Consider the following 12,238-nt stretch of genomic DNA (forward strand, 5'->3'; position numbering starts at 1 on the left):
CCGTCCGGACCGTCGCTACCTTGACGTCTTCATCGCCGCGTGCTCATCAGGCGCTCATAGCAATCTGACTCCGCCCATCAACTCGGCGTCCTACATGACATTTCGTGGTTCTCCTTCTCCAGGTGCGCCCGCACTCGCGAGATGTCAAGCGGCCCCGGCACGCGGAACGCGCGCAGAAACGCTCGGCGACGCTCGGCAAGCTCCAGACACCTCTCGGTCGGATGCAGTGACGCACCTCGACCAGGAAGCCGTCCTCGCAGGTCAGGGATCACGTGATCCTCGACCCGCACCAAGCGGAGCAGGTCGGACTTAGCCGTACGGACCCTGCAGCCCACACAGGTGCGCTGTGGAGCCGCGTGGCCACCATATTCCAGCTTACCGTGTTGACGCATCTACGGAACCGGCAGCATCCTCGGCCTGGGTGTCAGGCCGGATGTCGATCCGCCATCCCGTGAGCCGGGCGGCAAGCCGGGCATTCTGCCCCTCTTTGCCGATGGCCAGGGAAAGCTGGTAGTCGGGCACGGTCACCCGCGCGACCCGGCCTTCGAGATCGAGGACCTCAACGTGGGAAACGCGGGCGGGCGACAGGGCATTCCCCACGAACTCGCCGGGGTCCTCTGACCAGTCGATGATGTCGATCTTCTCGCCGTGCAGCTCGGTCATCACGTTGCGCACGCGCGAGCCCATCGGGCCGATGCACGCGCCCTTGGCGTTGACGCCCTGCCTGCGCGACCTGACCGCGATCTTGGTGCGGTGACCGGCCTCGCGGGCCACGGCGGCGATCTCCACCGTGCCGTCGGCGATCTCCGGCACCTCCAGCGCGAACAGCTTCTTGACCAGGCCGGGATGGGTGCGCGACAGCGTGACCGAGGGGCCCTTGTGTCCCTTCTTCACCTGCACGACGTAGGCGCGGATGCGCTCGCCGTGCACGTAGTCCTCGCCGGGCACCTGCTCGTTGTGCGGCAGCACGGCCTCGATCTTGCCGAGGTCGACCAGCACCACGCGCGGGTCCTTGCCCTGCTGGATCACGCCGGAGACCAGCTCGCCCTCGCGGCTGGCGAACTCGCCGAAGTTGATCTCGTCTTCGGCGTCGCGCAGCTGCTGCAGGATGACCTGCTTGGCGGTGGTCGCCGCGATCCGGCTGAAGTTGCCCGGCGTATCGTCGAACTCCCTGACGATCTCGCCCTCGTCGTCGAGCTCGGCGGCGAAGATGGTCACGTGCCCGCTCGACCTGTCGAGCTCCGCCCGCGCCTTGGGCGCGGCACCTTCGGTGCGGAAGTAAGCGATCAGTAGCGCGTCTTCTATCGCCTTGACGACCAGGTCGAAGGAGATGTCCTTCTCCCGCTCCAGGCTGCGCAGGACGCTCATGTCGATGTCCACGAGGCTTTCCCCTTAGCCTTCGTCGCCGTCGACGTCTTCGTCGTCGAACCGGCGGAACTCCACCTGCACCCGTCCACGGGTCAGGTCCTGATAGTCGAATCGGCGATCTGCGCCGTCGACGTCGAGCTCGACGCCGCTCTCGTCAGCGGAGCGCACTCGGCCCTCCACCACGGAACCATCTCTCATCTCGGCCTTCACCAGCCGCTTGGCCGCACGCCGCCAGTGACGCGGCTCGGTCAGCGGACGGTCGACGCCCGGCGAGGAGACTTCGAGCGTGTAGGCCGACTGGCCCATCGCGTTGGTGTCGTCGAGCGCCGCCGAGACGACCCGGCTGACGTCGGCCACGTCGTCGAGGCTCACGCCGCCGTCGCAGTCGACGATCACACGCAGCAGCCGGCGCTTGCCGGCCTGGGTGACCGTGACGTCCTCCAGATCGAGGCCCTCCGCGCTGACGACGGGCTCAAGGAGCTTCATCAGGTGGTCGCGGGGTGATGCGCTGCCCATATCGACCTCCCTATTGTCATGTCTCAGCCGGGCGGACCTCGCCTCTGGCTCTCTCGCCGCCTGGCCGCTCAGCCAGCGACGACAGTTGACACCCTATCTGTACGAGGGCACGAAGAGAGCGCCACTCGGCACGGGCGAATGGCGAGCGTCGCCTGACATCGGGAGCGGGCGCAAGACCGTACGATGCTATCTGCGTTCCGTTTACAGGAGGTCCCTGCCCGTGCGCCCGCGTTCCCTCTCACGGCGAGCCGTGCTGGCGGGCGGAGCGGCGGCCGCGGCCCTGTCGGGATGCGGCGCGTCCGACGTCCCCCAGCCGTCGCCCACCCCGTCGGAGGATCCTGAGCAGGTGCTGCTGCGCCAGCTGATCGCCGACAAGGAACACACGATCGCTCTCTACTCCACGCTGATCGCGGCCGGTCAGACCAAGTTGACGCCGTTCCGTGACCGCCACCAGGCGCACCTCGGCGAGCTGCGCAAACGCCTGACCGGCGGCTCCCAGACGGCCTCGGCCGCTCCGGCGCCCCAGGGCTCTCAGACGGCCGCTCCGGCGCCCAAGACGTCGCTGTCGCGGCTGCGCGACGCTGAGCGCCGGTCGGCGGCGCTCCGCGTCCGTCAGCTCGCCGGCGTCTCGCCACAGTTGGCCCAGCTCATCGCCAGCATCGGCGCCTGCGAGGCCGCCCATGCCCTGGCCCTGCCGAGGTCGGCGTGATGACCGCCAGGACGCCGGCCGATGTGGAGAAGCTGCGTAAGGCGCTGGCGGCCGAGCACGCCGCGGTCTTCGCGTACGGGCTGATCGGCGCGCGCACCACGGGCTCGCTGCGGTCGCGGGTCACGACGGCGTTCGACGCCCATCGGGCCAGGCGCGACCAGTTGCGCACCGCCATCACCGCCCGGGGCGGCACGCCGTCCGAGCCGGAGGCGGGCTACTCCCTGCCGGTCGTGCCGTCCACGGCGGCCGAGGCGATCCGCCTCGCGGTCTATGTGGAGACCGGCATCACGGCCGCCTATTTGGAGCTGGTGGCGTCGGACGACGCGTCGCTGCGCCACTACGCCGCTCTGGCCATGCAGGAGTCGGTGAGCCGCTCCTACAGCTTCCGCCCGGTGGTCGCCACGGCCTTCCCCGGCATGTCGCGGCCCACCGGATGAGCGCCGCTCACCGGGCGCCGTGATGGCCGCTTCCAGCCAGCCGTGACGGGCGCGCCCCGCGCGCCGCTGGGCCGCTCGCCCCGCTGTGACGGCCGCTCACCGGCCCTTTGATGGCCGCTCAGCGGTAGAGGACCGTCAGCAGGTCGGCGCCCAGGCGTTCGATCGCTTCGGCGTCAAGCTGGTAGTAGACCACCGCGCCCCGCCGGTACACGTGCACCAGCTCGGCCTCCCTGAGCTGGCGTAGGTGCCGCGACACCTGTGGCGCGGTCATGCCCAGTTGGTTGGCGAGCTCGGCCGTGGCCACCGGGTTGCGCAGGATGGCGTAGCAGAGCCTGAGCCGGGTCGGGTGCTGGAGCACGGCCAGCCGATGCCGGGCGGTCTCCAGCGACAGCCCGGCGGAGGTGCCGACGCCGTACTGGATGACGACGGGGTAGCCCGGGTAGTGCTTGACCACGAAGTGCGGCCGGCCGTACAGGCTGGGTACGAGCAGGCAGGGCCGGTCGGCGCCGATGCGGGCGGTGGCGTTGTAGAGCTTGTCCAGGATGATCCTGCGCCCGCCCTCGACGGCTGTGGCGGTGGGGAAGTCGGCGATCGCCAGGGGGCCGCGCACGGCGATCGCCCGCTCGCGCACGGCGGCCTCGGCGGTCAGCGCCGTCCGCAGCCCCGGCCAGTCCGCCTCGAACGCCGCGGCGGCGAAGTCCGCCAGGAAGCCGGTCAGCTCGCGCCGGAAGCCGTGGGGGTCGTCGTGTACCCGGGTGCCCAGCTCCACCCTGCTGGAGGAGATCAGCCTGAGGCGCTGGAGCACGTTGTCGCCGACGCCGGCGCCGTTCTTGCCGATGAGCGCCTGGAAGGTCATCGCGGTGAAGTCGCCGATCGGCAGCGCCTCGATCTCGGCCAGCTCGTCTTCGAGCGTCCTGGACCGGCCGGCGGACAGCGGCAGCAGGTAGCGGGCCCGGAATGCGCTCCACAGCGGCGCCCACGCCGTCGCCCTGGCCAGCAGGACCTCGTCGGCCTCCGTGTGGACCCTGGCCACCCAGCGGGCCGCCGCGGGGTGGTGCCCCGGCTCGTCGAGCACGTGCAGACAGGCGCAGAGCTCGGCCAGCGGGGAGACGCGGACGGTGATCGGGGCCGAGTCAGCGGAGGACAGGAGGAGCGTGACGGGCACCCTGTACATTACCGCGTTGGCGACAATCTCCTTGTCCGAAACTGGATATATGTCCAGGCTGTGGCGCCATGGCCAAGGCACTACACGAAGACGGCGGAGTAAAGCACCCCACGGAGTTCTACTTCAGCGGCTCCACCACGATCTTCGCCTCCCGATATGACCAGCGCTTCTCCTACTGCCTCTACGTGCCGACGGCCCATTCGCCCGACGGCCCGCCGGTGCCGCTCGCCGTGCTGCAGCACGGGACGGGACGGCGCGGGCCGCAGTACCGCGACAACCTCGCCGAGTGGGGTGAGCGGCAGGGCTGCCTGGTCCTGGCGCCGCTCTTCCCTGCGGGCATCGAGGACGCGGAGGACCTGCACGGCTTCAAGTTCATCCACTACCGCGGGATCCGCTTCGACCATGTGCTGCTGGCGATGGTCGAGGAGGTCGGCGAGCGCTTCAACGTCGACACCGAGCGGTTCCTCCTGCACGGCTTCTCCGGCGGCGGTCAGTTCGCCCATCGGTTCGCCTACCTGCATCCGGACCGGTTGTCTGGAGTGTCAATTGGTGCACCAGGGCGGATATCGTACATCGATTGGGACAGCCCGTGGTGGATCGGGCTCAAGGGGTTCGAGGAGGAGTTCGGCCAGCCGCCCAGGATCGAAGAGCTCGGGGCGGTGCCGGTGCAGATGGTCGTGGGTGCCGAGGACGTCGAGACCTGGGAGATCAACAACCAGGGCGACGCCAACTGGATGGACGGCGCCGACGCCTACGGGACCACCCGTGTCGAACGGCTGGCGGCGCTGCGTGACAACTTCGCCGCGCACGGCATCAGCGTCAGGTTCGACGTCGTGCCAGGCGTCGCGCACCAGCCGATGAGCGTGCTGGAGCCGGTCAAGGACTTCTTCACCTCGATCCTCACCCCCCGGGAGAACTCATGAAGATCATTGTCGCCGCCGCCGCCCTGACGGTCCTGGCCACCGGTTGCGCGGTCGGCGAGAGCGCCGAGGCGGGCGCCGAATACCCGAGCAAGCCACTGACGATCATGGCGCCGGGCAGCCCCGGCGGCGGCTGGGACACCCGTGCCCGCGGCATCGCCGGCGCGCTCAGCCAGTGCAAGATCACCACGGCGAAGGCCACGGTCGTCAACGTCCCCGGCGCGGGCGGCACGATCGGGCTGGCCCAGTTCGCCAAGAGCAAGGGCGACCCCTACCAGCTCATGGTCATGGACAGCGCGACCATGCTCGGCGGCATCGTCAACAACCACTCGCCCGTCGACCTGACCACGCTCACCCCGATCGCGGGGCTGAGCAGGGGGCCGAGCGCGATCGTGGTGCCGAAGTCGGCGCCGTACGAAGACCTGAAGTCCCTGCTCGCCGCGATGAAGAAGGACCCGCACGGCGTCAAGTGGACCGGCGGCTCGCTCGGCGGCCCCGGGCAGATGACGGTGGCGGGACTGGCCAAGGGCCAGGGCATCGACGCCAAGCAGGTCAACTACGTGCCCACGGCGGGCGGCGGCGAGTCGATGAACCTGCTGCTCAGCGGTGCCGCCACGGCGGGCATCGACACCGTCGCCGAGCTCCGCGCGCAGCTCCAGGCCGGAGAGCTCAGGGCGCTCGCGGTGGACGGCGACAAGCGGATCGAGGGCATCGACGCGCCGACGCTGAAGGAGCTCGGGCTGTCGGACCAGGCCATCTCCACGATGGCCGGCGTGCTCGCCCCGGCGGGGCTGTCGGCCGAGCAGCAGCAGGACATCGTCAAGATGGTCGACAAGATGCGGCAGACGTCGTGCTGGCAGCAGGTGCTCAAGCAGAACAACTGGGTCGACGCCTGGACCCCGGGCGACTCGTTCAAGCAGGTGCTCACCGAGCAGCGCGGTCAGATCACCACCATCCTCGGCGAACTGGGACTGGGCAAGTGAGCACCCGGCTCGTGTCGGCCGGGTTCCTGGCGGTCGCGCTGGTCGTTGTGGCGCAGGCGTTCATGATCCCCGACGGCGGCGGTTACCAGGCCGTCGGGCCCCGGGCCTTTCCGCTCCTGGTCGGCATCGGCATGGCGGTGGTGGCCGTGATCGGGGTGGTGCAGGCGTTCCGCGATCCGGTGACCAGCGAGGGCGAGGACGAGGGCGTGCACTGGCGTCCCGTGCTGCTCCTCATCGGCACGCTCGCTCTGTACGCGGTCCTGCTCGTGCCCGTGGGCTACTGGCAGGCCACCACGCTGTTCTTCGTCGCGGTCGCCCGGGTGCTCGGCAGTCGCAAGCTGGTCCGCGACCTGGTCGTGGGCCTGCTGCTGGCGCTGGCCACGTACCTGCTGTTCGACCGGGTGCTGGGCATCACGCTGCCGCCCGGCCTGATCAGATTGGCGATCTGAGATGAGCGTACTGGGCCACCTGCTCGACGGCTTCGCGCACGCGCTCACCCTGCAGAACCTGCTGCTCGGCCTGCTGGGCGTCACCGTCGGCACGCTCGTCGGCGTGCTGCCGGGCCTCGGCCCGGCCACGACGATCGCGCTGCTGCTGCCGCTGACCATGGTGTTCGACCCGGTGGGCGCGTTCGTGATGTTCGCCGGCATCTACTACGGCGGCATGTACGGCGGCAGCACCACCGCGATCCTGCTCAACATCCCCGGCGAGACGGCGTCGATCCCCACCACGATCGAGGGCTACCCGATGGCGCGGAAGGGCCGGGCCGGGGCCGCGCTGGCCACGGCGGCCATCGGCTCGTTCGTCGCGGGCACGATCTCCACCGTGGTGATCACGTTCCTGGCGCCCGGTATGTCGGCCATCGCCAAGTCCATCCAGCCCGCCGAGTACTTCTCGATCATGGTGCTCGCGTTCGTCACCGTCACCTCGCTCATGGGCGACTCGATCGTGCGCGGCATGTCCAGCCTCTTCCTCGGGCTGGCGATCGGCATGGTGGGCATCGACCAGATGACCGGCCAGCCGCGCCTGGCCTTCGGCGTCCCCGAGCTGTACGAGGGGCTGCCGGTCGTGGCGCTGGCCGTGGGCCTGTTCGCCGTGGCCGAGGCGGTCGCCACCGCGGCCCGGCGGAACCGGCAGGAGCAGGCGCCGGTGAAGGTGACCGGGCGCATCGGCATGACCCGCGACGACTGGCGCCGCTCCTGGCGGCCATGGCTGCGCGGCACCGCGTTCGGCCTGCCGATCGGCTCGCTGCCCGCGGGCGGCGCCGAGCTGCCGACGTTCCTCAGCTACAACGTCGAGAAGCGGCTGGCGAAGAACCCGGAGGAGTTCGGCCACGGCGCCATCGAGGGTGTGGCGGGGCCCGAGGCGGCCAACAACGCGGCGTTCTCCGGCGTGCTGGTGCCGCTGCTCACGCTCGGCATCCCGACGTCGGCCACGGCCAGCATGCTGCTGATCGCCTTCCAGATCTACAACGTGCAGCCCGGACCGCAGCTCTTCGACCAGCAGCCGGTGCTCGTGTGGACGCTGATCGCCAGCCTCTACATCGGCAACGTGATGCTGCTGGTGCTGAACCTGCCGCTGATCCGGCTGTGGGTGAAGCTGCTGAGCGTGCCCGCCGCGCTGCTGACGGCGGCGATCCTGACGTTCGCGACGCTGGGCGTCTACGCCACCTCGCAGAGCGTGTTCGAGATCCTGGTGGCGTACGGGTTCGGGCTGGTGGGGTTCGTGCTGCGGCGGACCGGCTATCCGGTGGCGCCGCTGATCCTCGGGGCGGTGCTCGGGCCGCTGATGGAGGTGCAGTTCCGGCGGGCGCTGGCCTTCAGTGAAGGGGATCCGGCGGTGTTCTTCACCCGGCCCGTGTCGCTGGCCATCCTGGTGATCGCCGCCGCCTGCCTGATCGGGCCCGTGGTGCTCCGCCACCGCGGCAAGATCAGGATGCCCGCGGCGATGGACTGACGCGAAAAGGACGGCTCCCCCCGCCAGTGGCGGAGGGAGCCGTCTTTCGCGCTATGAGCAGGCGGCCAGCACGCGGTCGGCGGCCGTGTCGAGGGGGATCTCCTCCTTGGTGCCCGTGACGCGGTCACGGAGCTCGACCACACCCTGGGCCAGCCCGCGGCCGACGACCACGATCGTGGGCAGCCCGAGCAGCTCGGCGTCCTTGAACTTGACCCCCGGCGAGACCCCGGTCCGGTCGTCGACGAGGACGCGGAGCCCGCGTGCCTCCAGGTCGGCGGCCAGCTCGAGGGCCGCCTCGATCTGGTTGTCCTTGCCCGTGCCCACGATGTGCACGTCGGCGGGCGCGACCTCGCGCGGCCAGACCAGCCCGAGCTCGTCGTGGGCCTGCTCGGCGATGACCGCCACGGCCCGTGAGACGCCGATGCCGTAGGAGCCCATCGTGATGCGGATCGGCTTGCCGTCCGGGCCCAGGGCGTCGAGCCCGGCCGCGTCGGCGTATTTACGGCCGAGCTGGAAGATGTGCCCGATCTCGATGCCGCGGTCGATGGACAGCGGCGAGCCGCAGCGGGGGCAGGGATCTCCGGCGCGCACCTCGGCGGCCTCGATCGTGCCGTCGGGGATGAAGTCACGGCCCGCGACCACCCCGGCGGCGTGCTTGCCGCGCTCGTTGGCGCCGGTCACCCAGGAGCTGCCGGTGACCACGCGGGGGTCGACGAGATAGCGGATGCCGAGCTCGCGCAGGACCTGCGACCCGATGTAACCACGCACCAGGCCGGGGTGCTTGGCGAAGTCCTCGGCCTCGAAGATGGCGGGCTCGCCGGGGGCCAGCGCGGCCTCCAGGCGCTTGAAGTCGACCTCGCGGTCGCCGGGCACGCCCACGATCAGCGTCTCGACCTTGTCGGAGCCGGGCGTGGTGACCTTGACGACGACGTTCTTCAGCGTTTCGGCGGCGGTGATCGACAGGCCGTGGTGCTCGTTGACGAACGACACCAGTGACTCGATGGTCGGGGTGTCGGGGGTGTCGAGGACGCGCTGCGGCTCCAGCCCGTCGAGGGCACGGACCGGGGGCGCGGTCGTGGTGACGGCCTCGGCGTTGGCCGCGTAGCCGCAGGAGTGGCAGGCGACGAAGGTGTCCTCGCCGGTGGGCGTGGGCGCCAGGAACTCCTCGGAGGCCGAGCCGCCCATCGCGCCCGACGTGGCGAACACGATCTTGTAGCTGATGCCGAGCCGGTCGAAGGTCCGGATGTAGGTCTCGCGGTGCTGCTCGTAGGAGTGCTTGAGCCCGTCGTCGTCGAGGTCGAAGGAGTAGGAGTCCTTCATCAGGAACTCGCGGCCGCGCAGGATGCCCGCGCGGGGCCTGGCCTCGTCGCGGTACTTCGTCTGGATCTGGTAGAGCGTGACCGGATAGTCCTTGTACGAGGAGTATTCGCCCTTGACCATGTCGGCGAAGAGCTCCTCGTGCGTGGGGCCGAGCAGGTAGTCGGCGCCCTTGCGGTCCTTGAGCCGGAAGAGCGTGTCACCGTATTCGGTCCAGCGGCCGGTGGACTCGTAGTATTCGCGCGGCAGCAGGGCGGGGAACAGCACCTCCTGGCCGCCCATCCGGTTCATCTCCTCGCGGACGACCCTGGCGACGTTCTCCATCACCATCTTGCCGAGGGGCAGCCATGAGTAGATGCCGGGCGCCACCCGCCGGACGTAACCGGCGCGGACCAGGAGCTTGTGGCTCGGCACTTCCGCGTCTGCCGGGTCGTCCCGCAGGGTGCGAAGAAACAACGACGACATGCGCAGCAACACGGCTACTCCTTGGTGGGGCCCGGATATGGAGGACTACAGGCTATCGACTCGGAGCAACCTACCGCGCGGCCTTATCCGGCGATGGAGATCCAGCCGGCCAGCGCGCCGGTCACCCCGACCGCGAACAGGGCGGTCAGGACCGCCGCCAGCGCCAGCGCGCGCACCCGGCCCGCCATGCTCCTGCGCAGCGCCAGCACCAGCACGACGGACAGGACGCCGATCGCGATCGCGGGGCCTGGCCAGAACGCGGGCTCGCTGTTGATGAAGCCGGGCGTCGCGCGGTCGACCGTGTCGGCGAGCAGCAGGGCGCCGACGACACCGGCGGCGACATCGCCCCAGATGTCCGTCCTGCTCGTCACGTAGGCGAGCAGGCCCACCCCGACCAGCAGGACGAGCGCCCAGTTCAACCCGGCCGCCGGCCCATCGGCGACGGCGCCCAGGTCGGTCTGGCCGCGCAACAGGCTGCCGCCCGTCGCCGCGACGATCATGGACAGAGCGGCCAGGAACGTGGCGAGCAGCGCCCACCCGAAGCCCGCCGCGCTCGCCCCGACGACCAGCGCGAGGGCCAAGTACATGTAGGGGTCGTAGAGCTGGCCGAGCCACTGGGGCACCCGGCCGGCGGCGAGTATGCCGATGAGGCCGACGGCCACCCCACCCACGAAGGCCGCCACTACGTGTCGCTCGATGCCGCGTTGCCGCCGGTCGTATGCGGCGAACTCGGCATAGTCGAGTGCTGTCTCTTTCATCCCCATTCCCCGGTCACTCCTTCCCCGGAAACCTTTAGGAATGACTTACCTCCACATTATGTGGACAGCTAGAAAAGGCAAATTTCGGACAACCTTATACAATCAAGCAATCGCTTGGTTACACTTGCCGGGTGACCGTCACAGACGAGCTGCGCGCCGTCGTCCGCGCCTATCTCGCCGACCGCCCCGCCGCGCCCTGGCCGGCGTTCGCGCGCGACCTCGGCACCGCCGGGCTCGCCATTCCCGAGGAGTACGGCGGAGCGGGCTGCGGCCCGGCCGAAACCGCGGTCGTGGCCGGAGAGCTGGGCAGGACCCTGTCCCCCTATCCCTTCCTGCAGAGCGCCGTCCTGGCCGTCGAGGCCCTCAAGGCGGGCGGCGACGAGGCGGCGATGGCCCGGCTGCTGCCCGCGCTGGCCGACGGCTCGGCGACGGCGACCGTCGTCCTGCCGGGCGACGGCGACCTGACCCTCCGGGACGGCCTGCTCACGGGCGTCGTCCCGTACGCGCTGGAGGGCGACGTGGTGCTCGCCTACGCGGACGGCCTCCTGGTCGAGGCCGTGCCCACGCGGCGTGTGGCGCACCCGACCATGGACGAGAGCCGGCCGCTGGCCGAGCTGTCCTTCGACCACGTCCAGGTACGGCCGGCGGGCGACGGCGCGGCGTGGAGCCGGGTGCGCGACCTCGGCATCGCGGCGCTGGCGGCCGAGCAGGTGGGCGGGGCCGAACGCTGCCTGGAGATGGCCGTCGAGCACGCGAAGCTGCGCCACCAGTTCGGCCGGCCGATCGGCTCTTTCCAGGCCATCAAGCACAAGCTGGCCGACCTGCTGCTGCTCGTCGAGTCGGCCAGGTCGGCGGCGTGGGCGGCGGCCGAGTCCGAGTCCTTCGCGGCGATCGCCGGGTCGTACTGCACCGAGGCGTATCTCACGGCGGCGGGCGAGAACATCCAGGTCCACGGCGGGATCGGCGTGACCTGGGAACATCCGGCGCACCGCTACCTCAAGCGGGCCACCTCCGACGCGCAGCTCTTCTGCCCGCCACAGGCGCACCGCGAACGGCTGGCCGCCTACGTCTTCCAGGGCCCCGCCGGCGGGTCAACCGCCCAGTAGCGTTTCCCAGGGGCGCGGGGCGTTCGTGCTGCGGGTGGTGTCGAGCGCCTCGGCCAGCCGCCAGAAGCCCGGCTTGTCGCGTACGCGCTCGCGGCCCAGCGGATCGATGGCCCGCAGCTCGAAGCGGACGCCCATCACGTCGAGCACCGCCGACCGGCTGTCGCCCGGCCCGGCGGGCCTGCCGAGCTCGTCCTCGTAGGCGGGATTGCGCACCTGCTCGGCCAGCAGCGCCGCCACCTCGGAGGCGTACGGGCCGTCGCGCCATTCGATGTGCCAGCTGTGGTCGGAGCCGCGCCACCAGGTCAGGTCCCGGCACGACTCGATGAACTCGGCCTCGGTCGCGAGGGCGGCCATCACCCGGCCGAACGCCTCGAAACCGCGCCCGCTCGTGAGCGAGAAGTCATCGGCCCGCATATCGGGGAGCGTGCCATCTTTCGGCCGCCTTAGCGCGTGCTTTCGCCTCACGTGCATCACTCTGATCGCGAACGCGCCCTTCCCGCAAGTCTTTGGTGCTGGTAGTCTCTACCAAGCGAGCGCT

14 protein-coding genes are annotated in these 12,238 nt (G+C 70.3%); 7 read left to right on the forward strand and 7 right to left on the reverse strand.

The annotated features are described in order from the left end of the window. Positions 1–77: 77 nt before the first annotated feature. Genes KLK06_RS50375 through rimP form a run of 3 tightly spaced genes read right to left on the reverse strand, consistent with a single transcriptional unit; the run spans position 78 to position 1,884 of the window. Positions 78–392 (reverse strand): YlxR family protein, encoded by a 315-nt coding sequence (locus KLK06_RS50375; protein WP_214642979.1) that lies wholly within the window; start codon positions 390–392, stop codon positions 78–80. Further along, positions 376–1,380 (reverse strand): transcription termination factor NusA, encoded by a 1,005-nt coding sequence (gene nusA / locus KLK06_RS50380; protein ID WP_308168810.1) that lies wholly within the window; start codon positions 1,378–1,380, stop codon positions 376–378. The genes KLK06_RS50375 and nusA overlap by 17 nt, the downstream gene beginning before the upstream one ends. Positions 1,381–1,392: 12 nt before the next feature. Then, positions 1,393–1,884: a ribosome maturation factor RimP gene (rimP, locus tag KLK06_RS50385; RefSeq protein WP_214642980.1), complete on the reverse strand. Its 492-nt coding sequence runs from the start codon at positions 1,882–1,884 to the stop codon at positions 1,393–1,395. Between the two features lie 220 nt (positions 1,885–2,104). Here rimP and KLK06_RS50390 point away from each other — a divergent pair, with 220 nt between their 5' ends. Further along, on the forward strand, positions 2,105–2,593 hold the full coding sequence (locus KLK06_RS50390) for a hypothetical protein (protein ID WP_214642981.1): 489 nt from the start codon (positions 2,105–2,107) through the stop codon (positions 2,591–2,593). Further along, on the forward strand, positions 2,593–3,030 hold the full coding sequence (locus KLK06_RS50395) for a ferritin-like domain-containing protein (RefSeq protein ID WP_214642982.1): 438 nt from the start codon (positions 2,593–2,595) through the stop codon (positions 3,028–3,030). Before KLK06_RS50390 ends, KLK06_RS50395 begins: the two co-directional genes overlap by 1 nt. A gap of 118 nt (positions 3,031–3,148) precedes the next feature. Here the strand turns inward: KLK06_RS50395 and KLK06_RS50400 are convergent, their stop codons facing one another. Beyond that, positions 3,149–4,195 carry a DUF5937 family protein gene (locus tag KLK06_RS50400; protein ID WP_214642983.1) on the reverse strand — a complete coding sequence of 349 codons (1,047 nt, stop codon included), beginning with the start codon at positions 4,193–4,195 and terminating at the stop codon, positions 3,149–3,151. A 68-nt stretch (positions 4,196–4,263) separates the two neighbouring features. Between KLK06_RS50400 and KLK06_RS50405 the strand changes: the two genes are divergently transcribed. From KLK06_RS50405 to KLK06_RS50420, 4 genes are read left to right on the forward strand one after another with little or no spacing between them, the layout of a single operon-like run. Further along, positions 4,264–5,118: a PHB depolymerase family esterase gene (locus KLK06_RS50405; protein ID WP_214642984.1), complete on the forward strand. Its 855-nt coding sequence runs from the start codon at positions 4,264–4,266 to the stop codon at positions 5,116–5,118. Beyond that, entirely contained in the window at positions 5,115–6,098 is a 984-nt protein-coding gene (locus tag KLK06_RS50410) for a tripartite tricarboxylate transporter substrate binding protein (RefSeq protein ID WP_214642985.1), read from the forward strand. The genes KLK06_RS50405 and KLK06_RS50410 overlap by 4 nt, the downstream gene beginning before the upstream one ends. Then, positions 6,095–6,547: a tripartite tricarboxylate transporter TctB family protein gene (locus KLK06_RS50415; RefSeq protein ID WP_214642986.1), complete on the forward strand. Its 453-nt coding sequence runs from the start codon at positions 6,095–6,097 to the stop codon at positions 6,545–6,547. The genes KLK06_RS50410 and KLK06_RS50415 overlap by 4 nt, the downstream gene beginning before the upstream one ends. Position 6,548: 1 nt before the next feature. Continuing rightward, positions 6,549–8,054, forward strand: coding sequence for a tripartite tricarboxylate transporter permease (locus KLK06_RS50420; RefSeq protein ID WP_214642987.1), 1,506 nt, complete (start codon positions 6,549–6,551; stop codon positions 8,052–8,054). Between the two features lie 51 nt (positions 8,055–8,105). On the opposite strand, the gene KLK06_RS50425 is transcribed toward KLK06_RS50420, so the two are convergent. Then, the gene (locus KLK06_RS50425) at positions 8,106–9,848 is read right to left on the reverse strand and encodes a proline--tRNA ligase (RefSeq protein ID WP_214642988.1); all 1,743 of its coding nucleotides are present in this window, start codon (positions 9,846–9,848) and stop codon (positions 8,106–8,108) included. Positions 9,849–9,919: 71 nt separating this feature from the next. Beyond that, positions 9,920–10,594 carry a hypothetical protein gene (locus KLK06_RS50430; protein WP_214642989.1) on the reverse strand — a complete coding sequence of 225 codons (675 nt, stop codon included), beginning with the start codon at positions 10,592–10,594 and terminating at the stop codon, positions 9,920–9,922. 131 nt (positions 10,595–10,725) lie between these two features. Here KLK06_RS50430 and KLK06_RS62755 point away from each other — a divergent pair, with 131 nt between their 5' ends. After that, positions 10,726–11,700, forward strand: coding sequence for an acyl-CoA dehydrogenase family protein (locus tag KLK06_RS62755; RefSeq protein WP_214642990.1), 975 nt, complete (start codon positions 10,726–10,728; stop codon positions 11,698–11,700). On the opposite strand, the gene KLK06_RS50440 is transcribed toward KLK06_RS62755, so the two are convergent. After that, a complete protein-coding gene (locus KLK06_RS50440) occupies positions 11,686–12,114 on the reverse strand; it encodes a hypothetical protein (RefSeq protein WP_250907308.1) in 429 nt (142 codons plus the stop codon). The two genes, KLK06_RS62755 and KLK06_RS50440, sit on opposite strands and share 15 nt — an antisense overlap. Between the last annotated feature and the right edge of the window lie 124 nt (positions 12,115–12,238).

Origin of the sequence: Nonomuraea sp. NEAU-A123 (assembly GCF_018603905.1) — a bacterium.
Lineage (GTDB): Bacteria > Actinomycetota > Actinomycetes > Streptosporangiales > Streptosporangiaceae > Nonomuraea.